Source organism: Leptolyngbya sp. GB1-A1 (assembly GCF_039962475.1).
Classification (GTDB): Bacteria; Cyanobacteriota; Cyanobacteriia; order Elainellales; family Elainellaceae; genus Leptolyngbya_A.
The window spans coordinates 63196-81902 of record NZ_JAMPLI010000016.1 but is presented as its reverse complement, the minus strand read 5'-3'; the positions used below and the strand labels follow the sequence as shown (position 1 = coordinate 81902).

The 18707-nt window shown below is 49.1% G+C and carries 21 protein-coding genes and 2 pseudogenes; 16 read left to right on the top strand and 7 right to left on the bottom strand.

The window, feature by feature from the left end; genetic code table 11:
- The first annotated feature begins 4 nt into the window (after positions 1–4).
- The 6 genes from NDI45_RS16455 to NDI45_RS16430 all read left to right on the top strand — a co-directional run bounded on the left by NDI45_RS16455 (position 5) and on the right by NDI45_RS16430 (position 5076).
- Complete coding sequence (locus NDI45_RS16455; protein ID WP_190791784.1) at positions 5–169, top strand: hypothetical protein; 165 nt, start codon at positions 5–7, stop codon at positions 167–169.
- Complete coding sequence (locus NDI45_RS16450) at positions 166–2226, top strand: AAA family ATPase (protein ID WP_190791785.1); 2061 nt, start codon at positions 166–168, stop codon at positions 2224–2226. Before NDI45_RS16455 ends, NDI45_RS16450 begins: the two co-directional genes overlap by 4 nt.
- Positions 2227–2279: 53 nt before the next feature.
- On the top strand, positions 2280–2849 hold the full coding sequence (locus tag NDI45_RS16445; RefSeq protein WP_190791786.1) for a Uma2 family endonuclease: 570 nt from the start codon (positions 2280–2282) through the stop codon (positions 2847–2849).
- 244 nt (positions 2850–3093) lie between these two features.
- Positions 3094–3549 (top strand): DNA phosphorothioation-associated protein 4, encoded by a 456-nt coding sequence (locus NDI45_RS16440; protein WP_348247970.1) that lies wholly within the window; start codon positions 3094–3096, stop codon positions 3547–3549.
- 1 nt (position 3550) lies between these two features.
- Positions 3551–4120, top strand: coding sequence for a hypothetical protein (locus NDI45_RS16435; RefSeq protein ID WP_348247969.1), 570 nt, complete (start codon positions 3551–3553; stop codon positions 4118–4120).
- Between the two features lie 2 nt (positions 4121–4122).
- On the top strand, positions 4123–5076 hold the full coding sequence (locus NDI45_RS16430; RefSeq protein WP_348247968.1) for an HNH endonuclease: 954 nt from the start codon (positions 4123–4125) through the stop codon (positions 5074–5076).
- Here NDI45_RS16430 and NDI45_RS16425 read toward each other — a convergent pair.
- Positions 5073–5288: a helix-turn-helix transcriptional regulator gene (locus NDI45_RS16425; protein WP_348247967.1), complete on the bottom strand. Its 216-nt coding sequence runs from the start codon at positions 5286–5288 to the stop codon at positions 5073–5075. The two genes, NDI45_RS16430 and NDI45_RS16425, sit on opposite strands and share 4 nt — an antisense overlap.
- A 189-nt stretch (positions 5289–5477) precedes the next feature.
- Here NDI45_RS16425 and NDI45_RS16420 point away from each other — a divergent pair, with 189 nt between their 5' ends.
- The 6 genes and pseudogenes from NDI45_RS16420 to NDI45_RS16395 all read left to right on the top strand — a co-directional run bounded on the left by NDI45_RS16420 (position 5478) and on the right by NDI45_RS16395 (position 7845).
- The gene (locus tag NDI45_RS16420; RefSeq protein ID WP_190794919.1) at positions 5478–5723 is read left to right on the top strand and encodes a hypothetical protein; all 246 of its coding nucleotides are present in this window, start codon (positions 5478–5480) and stop codon (positions 5721–5723) included.
- A 9-nt stretch (positions 5724–5732) separates the two neighbouring features.
- Positions 5733–6092, top strand: coding sequence for a hypothetical protein (locus NDI45_RS16415; RefSeq protein WP_348247966.1), 360 nt, complete (start codon positions 5733–5735; stop codon positions 6090–6092).
- Between the two features lie 86 nt (positions 6093–6178).
- Positions 6179–6596, top strand: a pseudogene (locus NDI45_RS16410) (XisH family protein).
- On the top strand, positions 6584–6916 hold the full coding sequence (locus tag NDI45_RS16405) for a XisI protein (RefSeq protein ID WP_190794752.1): 333 nt from the start codon (positions 6584–6586) through the stop codon (positions 6914–6916). Before NDI45_RS16410 ends, NDI45_RS16405 begins: the two are co-directional and overlap by 13 nt.
- A 90-nt stretch (positions 6917–7006) precedes the next feature.
- Positions 7007–7303 carry a transposase gene (locus NDI45_RS16400; protein WP_190794751.1) on the top strand — a complete coding sequence of 99 codons (297 nt, stop codon included), beginning with the start codon at positions 7007–7009 and terminating at the stop codon, positions 7301–7303.
- Between the two features lie 2 nt (positions 7304–7305).
- Positions 7306–7845: a transposase gene (locus tag NDI45_RS16395; RefSeq protein WP_190794754.1), complete on the top strand. Its 540-nt coding sequence runs from the start codon at positions 7306–7308 to the stop codon at positions 7843–7845.
- A gap of 188 nt (positions 7846–8033) precedes the next feature.
- Here NDI45_RS16395 and NDI45_RS16390 read toward each other — a convergent pair whose 3' ends face one another.
- Complete coding sequence (locus tag NDI45_RS16390; protein ID WP_348247965.1) at positions 8034–8633, bottom strand: hypothetical protein; 600 nt, start codon at positions 8631–8633, stop codon at positions 8034–8036.
- A gap of 235 nt (positions 8634–8868) precedes the next feature.
- Here NDI45_RS16390 and NDI45_RS16385 point away from each other — a divergent pair, with 235 nt between their 5' ends.
- Entirely contained in the window at positions 8869–9291 is a 423-nt protein-coding gene (locus NDI45_RS16385; RefSeq protein WP_348247964.1) for a hypothetical protein, read from the top strand.
- Positions 9292–9375: 84 nt separating this feature from the next.
- On the top strand, positions 9376–9978 hold the full coding sequence (locus tag NDI45_RS16380; RefSeq protein WP_348247963.1) for a Uma2 family endonuclease: 603 nt from the start codon (positions 9376–9378) through the stop codon (positions 9976–9978).
- A 500-nt stretch (positions 9979–10478) separates the two neighbouring features.
- Here NDI45_RS16380 and NDI45_RS16375 read toward each other — a convergent pair whose 3' ends face one another.
- The 5 genes from NDI45_RS16375 to NDI45_RS16355 all read right to left on the bottom strand — a co-directional run bounded on the left by NDI45_RS16375 (position 10479) and on the right by NDI45_RS16355 (position 16501).
- On the bottom strand, positions 10479–11555 hold the full coding sequence (locus NDI45_RS16375; protein WP_348247962.1) for a phosphoesterase: 1077 nt from the start codon (positions 11553–11555) through the stop codon (positions 10479–10481).
- A gap of 94 nt (positions 11556–11649) precedes the next feature.
- Positions 11650–12627 carry an ABC transporter permease gene (locus tag NDI45_RS16370; RefSeq protein ID WP_348247961.1) on the bottom strand — a complete coding sequence of 326 codons (978 nt, stop codon included), beginning with the start codon at positions 12625–12627 and terminating at the stop codon, positions 11650–11652.
- A gap of 1 nt (position 12628) precedes the next feature.
- A complete protein-coding gene (locus tag NDI45_RS16365) occupies positions 12629–13723 on the bottom strand; it encodes an ABC transporter permease (RefSeq protein ID WP_348247960.1) in 1095 nt (364 codons plus the stop codon).
- A gap of 155 nt (positions 13724–13878) precedes the next feature.
- Positions 13879–15435, bottom strand: a complete 1557-nt coding sequence (locus NDI45_RS16360; protein ID WP_348247959.1) for an ABC transporter ATP-binding protein — start codon at positions 15433–15435, stop codon at positions 13879–13881.
- A 1-nt stretch (position 15436) separates the two neighbouring features.
- Entirely contained in the window at positions 15437–16501 is a 1065-nt protein-coding gene (locus NDI45_RS16355; protein ID WP_348247958.1) for a BMP family ABC transporter substrate-binding protein, read from the bottom strand.
- Positions 16502–16827: 326 nt separating this feature from the next.
- Between NDI45_RS16355 and NDI45_RS16350 the strand changes: the two are divergent.
- Both NDI45_RS16350 and NDI45_RS16345 read left to right on the top strand, forming a co-directional pair.
- Positions 16828–16896, top strand: a pseudogene (locus NDI45_RS16350) (transposase); the annotation flags it as partial.
- Positions 16897–17307: 411 nt separating this feature from the next.
- Positions 17308–18693 (top strand): serine/threonine-protein kinase, encoded by a 1386-nt coding sequence (locus tag NDI45_RS16345; RefSeq protein WP_348247957.1) that lies wholly within the window; start codon positions 17308–17310, stop codon positions 18691–18693.
- Positions 18694–18707 lie beyond the last annotated feature (14 nt).

Here is an 18707-nt window from a genome sequence, read left to right as displayed (position 1 = left end):
AAGTATGGCTTCAGATTATAACGACATTGAAGAACCGATTACGACTGCGCCCCCTGAAGTTGAAAAAATTATTCGGGAGGTGATTCGAGTGGAGAAAGAGAACTTACACTCGGATAGACCCAGGGTGAAAGCCGATATTCTCCAAATTATTAAGGATGCGGTGAAATGAAGCTAGTCTCGATGAAGCTGTTCAATTTCCGTCAGTTTTGGGGAGAAGTGGAGATTAATCTGGCGGGGCAGCCGGGACGTAGTGTTACAGTCATTCATGGTAATAACGGGGCAGGTAAAACCACACTGCTCAATGCCTTTACCTGGGTGCTATACGGTCAGCATACAGGGGCATTTGCTTCGCCAGAGCAGCATATTAATAAACGAGCCATTGCCCAAACTGCCTCAGGAAAACGAGTTGATTGCTGGGTCGAGGTTGTGTTTGAGCATAACAGCAATCGCTATCGTGCTAGACGATCGTGCTACATCGAGAAGTCGCATTCGGGTGAGTTGCCGATCGAACAGGGGGGAGAACTTGCGCTTCAGATCAATGGCAAATTGGTTCAGCCTCCAGAGGTGCCAGAAGACAAAGTGGGGCAGGTTTTGCCAGAGAGTTTGCATCGCTACTTCTTTTTTGATGGAGAGCGGATCGATCGCATTGTCAAATCAGAAAACAAATCAGAGATTTCTAAAGCCATTCGGACACTGCTGAGCGTGGAGGTGCTGGATCGGGCCATTAACCATTTGAAGGAAGCCTACCGATCGCTCAACAAGGAACTGGCAGAGCTTGGCGATCCAGAAACAAAGCGACTGGTGAAAGAGAAAGAAGACCTGATTGAGGAGAAGGCTCAACTGGAGGCTGGACGGGAGGAAATTGCATCTGAACTGGAGGCGTTTGAGGAGCAGAAGCAGAAAGTAACCGCGCAGCTACGTGACCTGGATAAGGTTGGGCAAATTCAGGAGCGGCGGGATGATCTGAAGCGACAGGAGGAGGAAATTCAGGCACAACTCGATCGCAGTGAAGATAAGCTGCGACGGACGATCTCAGCGAGGGGATATATGGTGTTTCTCACCGATGCGATCGCCCAGTTTCGCAATCTCGCCGATGAATTGCGGCAGCGCGGAGAATTGCCTGCCGGAATTAAGCAACAGTTTGTAGAAGACTTGCTGGAGGATGGGGCGTGCATCTGCGGCACCCAACTAGAGCAAGGGACAAAGGCTCGCAAGCAGGTAGAATCGTGGCTCGATCGCTCTGGGATTCAGCAGGTCGAGGAAGCGGTGATTCAGATGGGCGGTGAGGTGAACAGTATTGAGCGACAAATTCCAGAATTTTGGGCAGAGGTGGAGCAAGAGCAAGCCAGCATCGAAAATTTGCGGCGACATCTTTCGACGTTAGAGAACCAGCTTGACGACATCCGGGAGCAGTTGAAGGGCAGCGAAGATGTCAATGTCAGTGGTTTGGAAAAACGCCTGGAGGAGATTGAGGACAGGATCATTGACCTGCATCGGGAAGATGAAAATGTGGCGCGGGATATTGAGGAGTGCGAAGGAGAGATTGGCGATCTGAACAAGCAGATCAAGGACCTGAAGGCAAAGAGCAAGCAACAGGCCCTGATTCAGCGGCAGATGAAGGCGACAGATGATGCGATCGATCGCCTTACCCAAGTGCGATCGCGGGTAGATAGCAAGTTTAGGGTGGTGTTGGAACAGAAGGTTCGAGAGATTTTCCGGCAGGTGTCTTTTAAGACGCAGGTTCCTAAACTGACGGAAAACTATGAACTGGTGCTAGTCGAAAATTTAACCGATGGTGAGAGTATTGCTGCGCCTTCAACCGGAGAGAACCAGATTCTCAGTCTGTCGTTTATTGGCAGCATTATTGAGCGGGTGCGCTATTGGAGTAAGAAGCATTCGCTGATTGGGCTGGATAGCAGCAGTTTTCCAATCGTGATGGATTCGCCCTTTGGGACGCTGGATGAGAACTATCGGCGGCAGATTGCGAAGTTGATTCCCATGTTGGCGGATCAGTTAGTGGTGTTGGCAACGAAGACACAGTGGCGCGGTGAGGTGGAAACGGAAATGGAACCTTACATCGACAAGGAATATGTGTTGGTGTTTAACTCGGCAAAGCCTGACTGTGAGCCAGAGGCGATCGTCTTAAATGGAGAAACTTACCCACTGGTGCGGCAAAGCCCGAATGAGTTTGAATGGACGGAGGTTGTGGAGGTTGAGCGGCGTTAGAGTGGAGGTTGAGGGGTAAGGAGTACGAAGGATGGCGAGTTGGAGGATTTGGGATGACTGTTACAAAACAGACGATTTCAGACTATTTAGCATTAGAAGAAATTTATGAAGGGCAGCAAGAGTTTGTAGATGGAGAAATCATTAAGATGCCGCCCGAAAGCAACCTCAATGCCAGGATTTCTGTATTCCTGCTGGTATCGTTGGCGCGATTTGTGCCAGTGACATGGTTACGACACAAGGATATTGAGATTGTTGTAGCGGGTCGAGTGCGAATGCCGGATTTAATGGTTTTGGGGGAGGAGTTGGCGGCATCGCTATTGGCATCAGGACACAGCACGATTACAGGAGATATGCCTGCTCCCTTATTAGCGATCGAGGTTGTATCTCCAGGCAAGAAAAATGAGGATCGGGATTATCGGTTTAAACGATCGGAGTATGCAGCGCGAGGCATTCCTGAGTATTGGATTATTGATCCAATGAAAAAGCGAGTGTTGGTGCTAACGCTGGTTGATGGGCTGTATGAGTCGGTGGAATACCAGGGAAGCGATCGCCTCCTATCTACACTATTTCCTGAACTTGACTTAACGGTTGAGCAACTGTTACAAGCAGGAAGCGATCAGTGACCTGCAACGATCGCGCAAGGAACTGATTGCCTAGTTTATCTACTGAAAGCGATCGCCTCATCTGCTGTAACTCCAGCACCCTAACCTGGAAATCCTAAAGACAGCCCCACCTTAATTATCCACCCATTCAGCTCTCAAAATGGCAGATATCCGCATCAAGGTTGCAAAAGATAAAGCAAAACTGGTCAAAGCCCTGAGAGCTTTTAATGTTATAAGAACTGAATAGCTTCTATTTAATTCACAGATGCCTTTAGCCAGGGTTCAAATATCTCAGGACAAAGCAGAGATGGTCAAAGCTTTGAGAGCTAAAGAAGACGGAACGGGCTTATTCTCAACTTATGCCGATGTCTTAACATTTGCTGCGGCCATAGGCTTCAAACACAGGAAAAAAGTTCCTTTAGGGAAGTTTTCTAGAAAAGATCCTGATGCCGTATTGCAAGAGCAGTTTCGAGATCGTTCGATTATTGATTTGATCGCGATCGCTGAAACCAACGATCCCAAAATTCTGGCTTCTGATCCAGAAACTGATCTTCAAAGAGTAGAAATATTTCAAGAGTATGCGAATGGTGGACTTGAGATTTTGAGTAGGGAGTTGTATGGAATTAAGGAGCCTTTAGAGCGAACTCTGTTAATCCTGTATTTAGAGAAGCAGAAACAACAGGATGATACAGAAGACTTTGATCTAGATCAACTATTTTGATATGCCTCAGGATGAACATAAAAAAGCAATAAGAGACATTGAAGCATTGAGCTATTATGCAAAAAAGTTTCAACGTTTACGGCTCGATCGTGCTCATGGTGTAGCCCCTCATAAACCCATTTTGTTATTATCCGTCATTGAAAAAGTTAGAAGAGAAATTATTACAGAGAACAAAATTTATTTATCTTCTGAACTGATTCAAACATTTCTTAAATACTGGAGTTATCTAGGCTCGTTCAACCACAATCCTGATATCTCTAGACCCTTCTTTCACATGAGAAGTGGCAAGTTTTGGCATCTATGGGCAAATCCAGGTTATATAAAACTAATCTCTTCTAAAGAGAAGTTGAAAACTTTTGCAGAAGTCAAGCAAGCAATTAAATATGCGTATTTAGATGAAGAACTATTTGAATTTCTACAAGACCCAATTCTAAGAAGTAGTTTAGTTACTGTGTTAGTTGCTCGATGGTTTCCGGATAAGGTTGAGTTAGTCGAAGAGATTTCGCAAAGCGATGAATTTCGAGATCCGCCAGAGTACCTCAGAGATGGCTATTGGGAGCTTTATAACTAGCGATGAAGAAAGACCTAAGCTACTACGCTAAAAAGTTTACAAAGCTAGGAGTCGATCGCGCCCATGGAGTTGCACCACACAAACCAACTCTATTACTCTCTGTGATTGAACAATTTGACAAAGGTAGAATACAGCATAATCAAATCTATTTAACTCCTGAGCTAATTGCTACATTCCTCAAATACTGGTCAAATTTAGTAACCACTGATCATCGCTCAGATATTTCCTTACCTTTCTTTCATCTCACAGGCGATAAATTTTGGCATCTTATGCCTAATCCTGGTTTCGAGGCAACGATTGCAAGTAGAACTAAAATTAAAGGTTTATCAGCACTCCGAAATACAGTTAAATATGCGTATGTAGATGATGAATTATTTGAGTATTTACAGGATGTGAGTTCAAGGGTTCATTTGGCTGAAACTCTAGTTTCAACATGGTTTCCAGCAAAGACACAACAGCTAGAAAAACTTTATGAAGTTGATGAGCTAGATAATATTCAGTTGAGATTATTTGAAAAAGGCGGTGCTGTTTACACAACAGAAGATATTAAAGACCAAGATAAGACATTTGTTAGAAATGCTGCATTCCGTCGTAACGTAGTCTCCTTGTATCTACAACATTGTGCCCTTTGCTGTTTGAAGATCGTTAGCCAAGATAGTCAGAACATTGTAGATGGAGCGCATATCAAACCATTTTCAGAGTTTCACGACGATCGCTTTGATAATGGAATTGCTCTTTGTAAAAATCATCATTGGGCATTTGATCGTGGTTGGTTTGGTATTGGTGATGATTACAAAATTATTATTCCACGCGAGCGCTTCCATGAAGAAAGCCCAACAGATATACGACCACTAAAAGATTTTGATGGAGAAGCTATTCTTCTGCCAAACCAGAAGATTTACAATCCAAGAATTGATTCTCTTCAGTGGCATCGCGCATTCTGGAAAATTGCCTAATCTGATTCTGTCCCTGTCTCTGAATCAGGATTCATATAAAGCTGTCTAAATTCTGTGGCAGCATCAGGGTTTAAGTTCTCAAGTGCTTCCAAAATTTTCATGACCGTTTCAGATCCGGGATCTCGGATCTCATTGGCCCATCGGTAAACATTAGATGCACCAATCCCCATCGCTGCGGCTAGTTTTCCCTGACTAATGCCGTAGCTCTGCATGACTGTTTTTAGAACTCTACCCGCTTTCCCCATACTCTCTAAACACGGTTTACCTCAAGCATGATCAATCGTGTCAGAGCTTTGCATCTTCGTATACAGTCCAATTGGACTGTGGTAGCCTATATAAAGACTAATTGGACTGTGACAATTTAATGTGCCAGTCTTTCCTGCGTTTTAGGAGTATTTGTAATGTTCATTGACAGAGATTCTGCGAATGATGCGGGGCAACCACCTGAAGCCAATTCTGCTCAATCTTCCCCACACGAGGAGCCTGTGAAAATGACCTTAACCGCTTCTCGTCAAGCTGTTGAGCGAATGATCCTGTTGCTGCATAACCGCAACATTATCGCTGGTAGTGAATGGAGCCGCCCAGTCGTCATCAAGAACTCACCGGAGGTCATTAGTGTTGCCAGTCGCATGATTGGCACAAATTGATCATGACCAATGGATGCAAAATTTCAGCCCGTTCCCCGCCCTAACTCCAATCAAAACTCACTAGGAATTGATGAATGGAAGCTCCTCGAAGAACTCTGCGAAGGTGATTCCATGCAACTCGAACTGATGACAAAGCTGCTCGATACCGAACGCCAATATCAGCTTGCTTCCAACCGTTCCGGCATTCTCAAAGATCTAAAAAGAGTGTTTGATACCAGTTCCCGTGATAAAGAAACTGCAATTCAAGCCGCACACCGCGATCGCGATTTGAAACAAGCCGTTGAGGCGGGTAATGTCGAGGCAGTTAAGCAAGCTCTAAGAAGAGCAGTGCCAGAGTGTCTGAAGCTCCCAGTGACTGGGCTGCAATGAAGTTTAAGGCGAGGCAAAATGAGGGAGTGGGAGAATGAAGAGATAATAGAGTAGAAGGAATTGCAGTGGGAGAATGAAGAGGAGAAATGTCTGCCAGAGATTTATTTCATAATGCCGTCAAAATTGCTCTTGAAAAAGATGGGTGGATTATTACAGATGATCCACTTCATATTCGAATTGGAGGCGTGATTGATATGTATATTGACCTGGGAGCAGAAAAAATTATTGCTGCTCAAAAAGAGGGGCAAAAAATAGCCGTTGAAATCAAAAGCTTTATTGGTGCTTCTACGATTTCTAAATTTCATTTGGCGATCGGTCAATTCATTAACTACCGCTATGCCTTAGAAGACGCAGATCCAGAACGGATTCTATATCTTGCAGTTCCCCAAAACACCTACAACGACTTCTTTAAACTCCCTTTCATTCAGTCTGTTGTTTCACAGTCAACTCAATCTTTTAGTTTATGACATTGAACAGGAGGCGATCGTGCAATGGCAAATTTAGATCAGTACCGAGCCTTTATTCAAACCTTGCTAACAGAAAAAGCAAACCGTGGCAGCGACCAAGAAGTGGAAGCGCAGACGCTGTTTGATCAAACACAAGATCACTACCAACTTATCTATATTGGCTGGCATAACAAACGCCATGTTTTTGGACCTGTCCTTCATTTAGATATTAAAGACAACAAAATCTGGATTCAATGGAATGGCACAGAAGATGACATCGCAGCGGAACTGGTTGCCCTGGGCGTTCCCACTCAAGACATTGTTCTCGGTTTTCAACCACCCTTTATGCGTCAATTTACCGATTATGCCGCTGGTTAAATGATTTTCCTTGCCCTTGCCCTTGAAAACTTCAACTCCTATAGAACTCATTTGAGATCTTTGAGGATGCTGGATTAAACTAAAGCAAAAATGGCATACTCCAGCAACCTGAGCGATGCAGAATGGAAAATTATTGAGCCACTCTTGCCGTCCAAGAAGCAGACTAGACCACCATTGTGGACTAAACGTCAAATTCTTGATGGCATCTTCTACCAGCTCAAGAATGGCTGTAACTGGTGTGACCTGCCGAGAGATCTGCCCCCTTACTCCACCGTGTTCTGGTACTACAAGCAGTGGCGGGAAACTGGAGCTCTCGACCAGATTCTCGAGGCACTTCATCAAAAAGTGCGGCAACAGGTTCAAAAAAACCGAAGTGGACAACCCTAATCATCATTGATTCTCAGGCAGTGAAGAACACTTGCAATGCGAGTGCTGCCTCCAAAGGGTTCTGTCATTACAAAGCAACTAATGGAATGGAACGACATCTAGCAGTGGATACCTTAGGGTTTCCCTTCTTTACCCACTGCACCAAAGCAAATGTGACAGATGACCAGGGATTGATTGAGATGCTCTCGAACAATATCGCTTATTTCAAAGCGAAACCTGTCAATATTCCCAAGATTACAATCCTCATAGACCACGGGTATCATCCAGACAAGATCAAGCAAGCGCTTAAAAACGTTTATCCCCAGATTATGACGAAGATTCGCTTTGAGCGTTCTCCCAAACCGTCGAAGGCGCAAAAGGAGGCTCAGGGTAAATCTGGCTTTGTCCGAGTAGCCACTCGATGGATTGTGGAACGGTCGAATGCTTGGGTGGAGCGGTGCAAGAGTTTAGTGAAGAACTTTGAGTGGACTTTAGACCATGCGAGGGCAAAGCTCAATCTTTGCTTTATCCGGCTCATGCTGAAGCGGTTAGCTACACCCTAAAAAGATATCAAATGAATTCTATAAACTTCTGCTCGTCACAACGGGAAATATCAAAAACGCAGACTTAGAAATTCTTTTCACTACAAATCTATCCCTCATCGTTAATTTGCTATCTCAGCACAATTACATTGAATTGAGTAGGGACTCTGTGATTGTCCATCAGTAGGAAACATAAAGTTTTAGCTCCATTAAGTTGGTGCTTTTATCCAATGCTCAATCCCTTTCCTTGTGGGTACTCCTCCATCGGTAAATACCCAAATAGCTTTCCTTTGTTTTGGGCTATAGCTGATGTGGATGGGTCGATCGCCCCCGTAGTAGTACAGCGAGTCAAACGGTAACTGCTGTTCCAGAATCCATTCCACAAGACGATTGCTCTCCAACTTCACAATCCGAAAATCGCAGGCAGCACCGAGGCAATCGCAGTAATACTTGCCATTTCGGTTCTTCTCATGGGCCATGTGCTGGTCACGACTCGGATCAACCCGTCCATTCTTAATCCCTGTCTCTGGGTCTTTCTGAGCCAGGAACCGCTTCAGATCCTTTGAGCAGAATCCGTAGGTTAACTGAAATTGCTCCATGCCAAAGTGAGTAATCGCGGGGTCAAGGATGTGTTGGCACAAAGCTTTTAGTGCTGGGATAGTCTCTTCTAAGTTCTTGGGGTACGGATCAATCTGATCGGCATACTTCTGGTAGGTTTGAGTGCAAGTGCAGAACTTTTCAAGATTGAGGTATTGTCCAAGTAGTTGAGAGAGTTGGAAATTCTCAACTCTATTCGGTTGCTCACTCATACCGTGCCAACCAAGCTGGTGGAAAAACGCGACGACTTAATGTTTCACACTCCACAGCAACCTTTTGCTCCTGAATTGTTTTTACAGTCCAGACTACCTTCAATTCATCAGATGAACGGCTATTGCCCTCACCTGTCAAAACAAGAAATCTTAAGTTTGGGTTATACCCTACCTGAGGAGCTTTGGGATGAGCTTTAGTACAATTGGGATTAAGCACAAATCTATTTAGCGTTCTATGACTCCAGCTACCAATATTTGTAGAAGGGCGATCGAACTGATTGAGCGGTTGCTGACCAATCGGTTCACTGCTTTGGTGCAATTATTGGAGTTTTTATCTGAACCTACGCAGCAAGCTGTAGCTAGTCTTGAAGAAGTGGCTTTGATTGACGTGCTCCAGCGTTGTCTTCCTACGGATGAGCAGCAGCAGTTGAACGAGTTGCGCGATCGCTGTGAGCAGGGCGAACTAGTTAAAGCTGAGCGTGAGGAATTGATTCAGTACGAGGACCAGCTAGAGCAGTGGAGAGTGGAATGCTTAGAAGCCCTTATCGAGTTAGCAAAGCTAGGAGGTATTGCTCTGCTGACCTTAAATCACCATTTTTTGAGAGTCTCAGCCCTTTATATGCCCTCTAAATGTAAGCGTGTACTGGGGAGGATCTAATGTCAGTGTTTGAGAAAGCGGCGGAAGCAATTGGGAACAAGGTACTTGATCTGTATTTGAAAGCTAAGCCCAATGGGGTGAATGATGACTTACACATCCTCTAAAATCCTCTCCTTTGAAGACTTTCTAAGACAGTATGGCGATGACCCACGATATGAACTAATCGATGGTGAACTGCGCGACATGGAACCAACCGGACCTCACGAATCCACTTCAGGAAAACTGGCTGGGAGGTTATTCGCTGAGATCTTGCGTTTGAACTTGAAATGGACAATTCCTAAAAACTGCTTGATTCGCCCACCTGAGACTGAAGCGACAGCCCTCCGTCCTGATGTAATTGTGCTGGATGAAGCTGAGTTGGCTAAAGAACCGCTTTGGGAGAAACAGCCTGTTTTAACAAGTGGTAAAGCGATTCGGTTAGTAGCGGAGGTAGTGAGTACTAACTGGCAGGATGATTATGCCCGTAAGGTGGAAGAATATGCACTGCTGGGCATCTCGGAGTATTGGATTGTAGATTTCCGGGGTTTAGGCGGAATTGCCTTTATCGGGAAACCAAAACAACCTACGTTTATTGTTTGCCAATTGGTAAATGGGGAATATGCTCAACAACGATATCAGATGGGAGAGGCGATCGCCTCCACTCTATTTCCTGGATTGAATTTAAGATTGGATGACATCATGCCCTAACCTTTACCTTTTTGCTCAATCCAAAGGTTAGTAACCATAGCAAAGTGGATAGAGCCCGGTTCCTGCTTTCCACTATCAGCCCAGATCACAACAGATAATGTACCCGGCTTCGCGCACCCTGAAGTTGGGCAAGCAGCAGTTCTACTCCAGAGAAGACTAGGAGAGTTGAAGGTTCAGTTGGCTGGAGATAGAGATGACAATGCCCTTTTTTTTCAGATCTCCTAAAGCTTTGTAAAGGTTACCATCGTTTAGCTCCCAGCGATCGCAGAAGGCAGCAACGTCGATCGCCGGACGAACTGCCAGGCAAAATAGCCAAACCTGCCCGTGAAAAGGGATGGCTTGCAGGTGCGAGAAATGGAGTCCTCTAAAGGAGAAACAAAAGCAACACAAACAAAGCTAGAATGCGCCCATCAGGATATTCAAGCTCTCGCTCAAGACTCCCAGCCTGAGCAATGACATCTTCCCTGAATCAGGCACGGGTTATCAAACTTCAAGTCGGCTCAAGACGCTTTTGCGAAAACCTGCTTTGAAAAGCCAAGCTGCTTCAGCAGTTCATTCCAGCGATCGACGGGCAAACTTCCCCCCGATGCCTGATCGTGACCGTGCCCAAATGAGCCTTCGCCGTCGCTAATGGGCTGGCTTTGCAGAAACTCGAGGACATTCTGGCTGTTCGAGCGCGCAGAGAAGTTAACTCGTCCCGGTAGATAGCCGTCGTTCGCGGCAATCACAATGTATTGGGGCAGTCGATCGCGCCAGCTTTGGGCAATCAGTGGGTGAATCTGGCAGGGCGAATGCAGCCGAATCAGGGCAACTTTTCCAGCAAAGGTGGGAGCAGCGCGGCGGGCTTGTTCGAGTTCTTGCTTCACTTCCGATCGCATTTGGCGCAGGGTTTCGACTTCGGGCGCGGTTGAGTTGACCAGTTCTTTCGGATTCATGTGATTCAGCAATGCCTGAGCCGCAATTTCAGGATGGTATTCGCCTGCTCGCCGCGAAGCATTAATCAGCGCAGTGGCTTCTTTGAGATACTTAGCAGTGTATTTTTTCTTGGCAGAAGTCAGCAGCTCGAACGGGGCACGATCGCCCAAATCGCTCACAGTTCCGATCGCGGCAATCCATTTGAGATCAGCAATATCCACGAGCGATCGACACAGCTCCCAAATCATTAAAGACGTATTGGGCACAGGTTCCCAGGTGTAGGCACTGATCAGCGTATCGCCTGCGGGCACGCCTTCGGGATGGTGGTGGTCAATAAAGCAGGTCGGCACACCCGGAATCACCGCCTGATCCTGACTGCCCAGATCCATCACAAACAGACGATCAGGGTTGGCTGCCTGTACTTTTTGCTGGTTTGCGGTCGTCCAGGCATTGCGTTCGCGATCGGGCACAACCCGCACCACAGACTCAAAGCCCATGCGTTCAAAGGCACGCTGCCACACGACTCCGGCGGTCAGTCCATCTGCATCTGAATCATGCAGCGTTACAAGGCGATCGGATTTCGAGCAGGACTGGATAAACTGCTGAAAAGCTTGCTGCGCGGCTTCGAGGGTCGGGGTGGTATTAGGCGTCGCGGTGAGCATAGAGGACGATTCGGGTGATGAGAGATACTTTCACCGTAACGACCTCTGGCGGAATCACGTCTTTCGATCGACGGAAATCGGGGGGATGGATTTTCTATTGATGGCTTTCGTAGGGTTGACCGCTTGCCGCAGGGGGAGTCGCTTTGCCGCCAAACCCAGCCAGAGCCACGATTGTCAGCAGATAGGGGATTGCCTGATACACCTGGGAGGGAATCAACGCCAGGGCGGAATCGGTTGCAGTGAGGCTAGCGGCTCGAATCTGGATTGCAGTTCCGAGTCCAAACAGCAAAGAGGCTCCCAGTGCGCCCACCGGATGCCAGCGACCAAAAATCATGGCGGCTAAAGCGATAAATCCGCGTCCGGCACTCATGCGAAGTGAAAAGGCTCCAACCTGCTCTAGCGTCAGCCATACTCCGGCAAGCCCGGCGATCGCCCCTCCAACGATCGTGCAAATATACCTGACCTGCGGGACATTAATCCCCACCGTATCCGCTGCGCGAGGATGTTCGCCCACTGCCCGCATCCGCAGACCCCACGGTGTGTAAAACAGGACGTAGTAAAGAACGCCCGTTAGCAGAAACATTGTGTAGACCAACGGCTGATGGTTGAATAGCAAATCACCGACGATCGGGAGCTGGCTCAGCAACGGAATCGGCAGACGCGGAAAGGTTCCGGGAGAGGTGGGCGCACCGGTGGTCATCCAGCGTTGAAACACCCAGCCTGTGATGCCCCACGCCAGCAGGTTAATCACTGTGCCGCTAATGATCTGGTCTGCCTTGAAGCGAATTGAGGTGATGCCGTGCAGACCGCCCAGCAATGCCCCAGAGCCAATTCCAGCGATCGTTCCCAATAGCAAACTCACCAGAACTGCCGCGCCGCCAAAAACGCTCTGAAGCGGCTGATACAGGTACATTGCCACTAACTGCGCCACCATTGCCCCGGTAAGCATCATGCCTTCGATCGCAATATTCACGACGCCCGCCCGCTCAGACATAATTCCGGCGAATGCGCCTAAAGCGATCGGCGTTGCGGTAATCAGTGCCAGCTTCAGAAATCCACTCAGGTCGTCCATCTTAGCCCCATCCTCGCGTCAGTCCACCTTCTTTTTCGATCTCGCTTTGCGGCAATCTCAGCCGATAGAGCCAGCGCACGATCGCCGGAGCTGCCACAAATAAGAGAATCACTGCCTGCACAATAAAAATCACTTCTCGCGATACCGTGCCACCCGATCGCAGCTGCATCAGGTCGCTGCCATTTCGCAATGCGCCAAACAAAATCGCAGAAAGCACCACGCCGATCGGCTGATTCTGCCCTAGCAGAGCCACCGGAATTGCATCAAAGCCGTAATCGCTGGAATACAGCACAGGCATCGCGCGATCGACTCCAAGGATCTGCACTGCGCCGCCCAGCCCTGCCAATGCGCCCGATAAAGCAAGACTGAGAACCGTCAAGCGTCCCAGCTTCATGCCTGCATACTTTGCCGCCTCCGGGTTGCTGCCCACCGTGCGAAGCTCATAGCCCAGCGTGGTTTTGCTTAGCAGATACCAGACGCCAAACGCGGTTAGCAGTGCCAGAAATAAACCGATATGGAGGCGATCGTAAAAGCGGGGCAGTTCTGCCGTTGCTAAAATTTCTGGAGTGCGGATGACTGCCGGATTGGGGTCTTTCAGCGGATTCTTGACCAGCCAATCCTGCAGGAAAAATGCAAGGTAGTTGAGCATGATCGTATTGATCACCTCATGGGAGCCAAACCGCGCCTTTAGAAATCCGGGAATTGCGCCCCACAATCCGCCTCCGACTATCCCGGCAATGAGTGCGGCGATCGGGTGAATCAGGGGTGGCAGGGGAATCGCGTATCCCACAAAAACCGCACAGGTCGCGCCAATCAAAAACTGTCCCGGTGCGCCGATGTTAAACACGCCCGTCCGAAAGCCCAGGGCAAGCGCAAGCCCGGTGAACATCAGCGGGATCGCCGCCACCAAGGTATTCGCGAAGGCAAATCGCTTAAACAAGGCTCCATCCAGTAATCCGCCATAGGCCGTCGCAATTTTCGCCCAGTTCCAGTCCAGCGCAAAGCCGATCACGGGAACGGTAATGACGATCGCGGTCAGGATGGCGAGGAGGGGAAGTCCGAATTGGCGGAGGTAGGGTTTGAGGGTAGAGGGCACGGGTGGGAAAGGGGTAGATGAGTGGGGAGATGAGGGTGTTTGAGGGGAGTGAGGAGTGCTGTATTGCCCCCTAAATCCCCCAACTTTGGGGGACTTTGAAACTTAGAATGATTGGCTCGGTTCCCTTGGGTTTATATGCTGAATCTTTTGCTTCGTCAGGAAAGGGTACTGCCGCCCATCAGTTGCCCCACTCGATCGCGAGAAGCCTGCTCGATCGACAAAGTTTCGATAATGCGTCCTTGAAACATCACCGCAACCCGATCGGAGAGGGCAAGCACTTCGTCCAATTCGGAGGAAATCAGCAGGACTGCCATTCCTTGAGATCGAGCTTCGATGATGCGGCAATGAATCAGCTCGATGGCGCCAATATCGACCCCACGGGTGGGCTGACAGGCGATCAGAAATTTGGCGTCGCGGGAGAGTTCCCTTGCCATGATCAGCTTCTGCTGGTTGCCGCCAGAGAGCGAGCCTGCGGGATAGCCGGGGTTGCCGGGGCGGATGTCGAATTCTTCGATCAAGCGGGTGGCTTGGCGGACGATCGCGCCTTCTCGGAGCTGCAATCCCTTGGCGAAAGGCGGTTTGTAGTAGGTGCAGAGGGCGATATTGTCTGCCAGGGAGTAGGATTTGACGATGCCGTTTTTGCCCCGGTCTTCGGGGACGTGCGCCAAGCCGCGATCGATCAGCGTCCGAGGGCTGGCAGTCGTGATCTCCTGACCGAGAAACGTGATCTGACCCGATGCCACTGGACGCAGACCCGCTAAGGCTTCCGAGAGTTCAGTTTGTCCGTTGCCCTGGACTCCGGCAATGCCGAGAATTTCTCCGGCGCGAATCGTGAAGCTGACCTCGTTCACGGCAATGTGCTGGCGGTTGCTTCGCAATTTCCCGGAGGGGTAATCGTCTAAGACTCGCAAATCGCGCACAATGACGATCGGTTCCCCGGGCTGAACAGGGGGCTTGTTGACCTGCAAGATCACTTTGCGTCCGACCATCAGTTCGGCCAGCTCTGCCTCGGTTGCCGTTCTCGGATTGACCCTGCCTACCATCTGACCCTGGCGCATCACGGAGATTCGATCGGCGATTGCCAGAGCTTCTTTTAGCTTGTGGGTAATCATGACGATCGACAAGCCCTGCTGAGTCAGCTTTCGCAGCAGATCAAACAGCTCTGCGGTTTCAGCGGGAGTCAAGACGGCAGTGGGTTCGTCCAGAATTAGGATTCTCGCGCCGCGATAGAGTGCCTTGATAATCTCAATCTTTTGCTGAATTCCGACGGGAAGGTCGGCAACCTTGGCGTTGAGATCCAGATCGAGGCTGAGCTGATCTGCCAGATCGCGAATCCGTCGCTCTGGTTTTCCCCGTTCCAGCCTGCCCAACTTGCCCAGTTTCAGCCCGCGAGTTTGCTCCACGCCCAGCACTACGTTTTCCAGCACTGTAAACACGGGAACCAGCATAAAGTGCTGATGCACCATGACAATGCCATGATGAATTGCATCTCTGGGACTGGCAAGGACGATCGGTTTTCCATCCACCCAGATTTCGCCGCTATCAGGACGCTCTAAGCCGTAGAGCAAGTTCATCAGCGTGGTTTTGCCTGCGCCATTTTCGCCCAACAGCACATGAATTTCGCCCGATCGCGCCATAAAGTCGATTGCATCATTTGCCAGCACCCGACCGTATCGCTTGCTGATCCCTCGCGCTTCCAGAACGGCAGACACGCTATTTCGCTCCTGATAGCTGGGGGTTTGTTTTCAGGGCTTCGGTTGCCTGAGTCACTTTCGTTTTACACTCCTGGGAAATTTTGCTGTCCCAGTCATGGAAGGGAGCCAAGCCGACTCCACCTGTCTCGATCGTTGCTTGCTGAATTCCCGGCTGGATCTGACCCGCAGCAAATTCCTTCACGGCGTTTGCGGTTGCCAGATCAATATTTTTCACGGCACTGGTGATCAGCGCGTCTTTCACTTCTGGGTAAGAGAGATATTGGTCTACGTCTACGCCGATCGCCTTCTTGCCTGCCTCTTTCGCTGCGAGCAGTCCACCGTTGCCCGTGTTGCCGCCCACGCCAAAAACCACGTCCGCACCCTGGCTAATGAAGTTCTGCCCGACCGATTTTCCTGTCGCCGGGTCGCCAAAGTCAGGAATGTACTGGTTATAGGCAACAATATTGGGATTCACCGACTTCGCACCGCTCTGGAAGCCTTGCACAAACCGCACCACAGGCGGAATTTCCATCCCAGAAACCGTGGCAACTTTGCCCGTTTCGCTGACGCAGCCTGCCAATACGCCCGCCAGGTAGCCCGCCTGATCTTCGGCAAACATGAGACTGGTGACGTTTTTCAGGTCGCCCTGATAAGGGTCAGCTCCGCCATTTTCTGGGGCGTAGGCATAGTCGATGATCACAAACTTCACATCGGGATACTTTCTTGCCATCGCCGCCGTCGCGTCGCCCATCTGGAAACCCACTGAAACGATTAGATTCGCGCCTTCAGAAATCTGGGTTTCGATGTTCTTTTCAAAATCGCTGTTGCTCGTTGGGCTAACGTAGGAAAATCCCATTCCGGCAGCCTCTGCACCTTCTCTGGCTCCCTTCAGCGTGTATTCGTTAAACGACTTGTCATTTTCGCCGCCTGTGCCTAAAACAACGCCAACCTTTTGCTGAGTGCCTGGCTGACCTCCGCTTGCTGTTGAGCCTGCATCCGTTCCCGACTGAGAACCGCAGGCAGTTGCAGTCACCGTCACAGCCGTTAGCGAAATTAGAAACCGGATCAATTGGCGGCGAAACATTCGTTTTTGCATAGATAGTGATGGAGTGGCCATTGAACGACCCTATTTCTTGGATAATATCGTGGGAATTACTGAATCAGGTCAAAATTTGCTGAAACCCATTCGATCGGGTGAATAAGGTGATTTGGTTGCGATCGATTCAGCGAGTAGGATACGTTACGCTGACGCTAACGCATAATCTCCCAACATCGAAACGCTTCACTCCAAAACCTCTCAAACCGTAATCGTCTTTTATTTGAATTCAGCGTCATTTGCTCGATCGGGGAATACTCCTCCACAAAACCCGATTACCCCGAAGGGGGAACAGCTTCGTTTCGCCTCATATCATGCCCTACTACCGCAGAAGCAAAATTGCAGGCGGCACGTATTTTTTTACGCAGGTCACGCATCAAAGATAGCCCTGGCTCTGTAGCGACCTTTCCGGTTCTTTGTTGCAATCGGGCGGTGGATTGGCAGTATTCGAGTTTTCACCGATTTGTGGCGCAGGGGGTGCACTCGAAGGATTAGGGAATGCGGGGGGTGGGTGCCGTTTTTGGAGGGGGGTGATGGGTGATGAGAATGTTCCGCTAAGGGTTGTTGTGATTTTCCGGTGGGTATTTCGTGGTTTGGATCGTGCGTTACGCTGTCGCTAAAGCATCCTACCGGATCGGCGATCGCACTGTCAGATATTTAGTTTTTTGCGATTGTAGTCATGCTGTGTCTTCTGCCAGTAGCGGGGCAAACTCTTTCTTAGCAACTTCTTAGCAACCTGTTAGCAACGGTCTGATTGCTTCCCTTTCCTCCGCTCTAACGCAACTCGATCGCTTATGCTGCAAACTGGACAGATTCTTCAAGAACGCTATCAACTCGATCGTCCGCTTGGAAAAACGACTGGGCGGCAAACCTGGCTCGCTCGCGACCTTGTGCTGCAACCTCCAGAGCCCGTGGTGATCAAGCTGCTGTCTCTGGGCGACAGTATGCAGTGGGAAGATTTGAAGCTGTTTGAGCGAGAAGCTCTGGTCTTGCAACAGCTCAATCATCCCCAAATTCCTAAATACCGGGATTCCTTCACGGTTGAAGACCGTCTGTTTTGGTTTAGTTTGGTGCAGGATTATCTGCCAGGAGAATCGCTGAAGCAACTGTTGCAGCAGGGAAAACACTTTAGCGAAACCCAGGTGCGGCACATTGCCACCAGTCTGTTGAAGCTTTTGTGCTATCTGCATGAACTTAGCCCTCCGGTTTTGCATCGAGATATCAAGCCCAGTAATTTGATTTTGGGTGAGGGCGATCGTCTTTATCTAGTGGATTTTGGAGCAGTTCAGGATCGGGCTGCGGCAGAGGGGGCAACGTTCACGGTCGTCGGGACTTATGGCTATGCGCCAATTGAACAGTTTGGCGGGCGAGCAGTTCCGGCTTCTGATTTGTACGGATTGGGGGCAACGCTGATCCATCTGGTGACCGGTCTATCTCCAGCTGAATTGCCCCAGAAAGATTTACGGATTCAGTTTGTCGATCGCGTCAGCCTCAATCCCAGCTTTGAGCAATGGATCAGCAGACTGGTAGAACCGGATGTGGGCGATCGTTTCCAGACTGCAAGGGCGGCACTGACCGCGTTACAGTTTGAATCTCCTCAGCCTGTGCATTGGGTTAAACCCGTGTTATCGCCGCCGCCTGAGAAAATTGAGGAAATGATCGAAACGCGATCGTTCGTTGCACCCACCGGGGCAGATATTACTGTGCAGCAAAGCCCGGAACACCTGCTGATTACCATCCCTGGAACGAATCGCCGACAGCTCTTAATGCTCGTCCCGATCGCAATTGCGCTGATGGTCGTTGGACGCATCTTCAGTCCGGTTCTGCCAGCGCTGATTGCAATGCCTCCAGTGGTGTTCTTTGCGCTCCTGATTGTTTTGCTGATTTGTGCAATGGTTTATTGGGAATTCCTGCCCACCTTTGTTGAGTTCGATCGCCAAGATCTTTCAATCTATAAGCGTCCCTTTGGCAGATTGATTTCAATGGATGCAGCTCCAACCCATGCCATTGAAGATATTTTTCAAACGATGAAAAGCTTTGGCAGCGGCAAACACCGATATGATGCCAGGGTAGTCGTCCTGCAAGTGGGTCGAGCCGAGATCTTTATTGGCAAAGGGTTGGGCGAAGAAAACTGTCGCTGGCTAGTGCGGATACTGGAACGATGGTTGAGACTGGGCTAATCCCATCCTCTGTT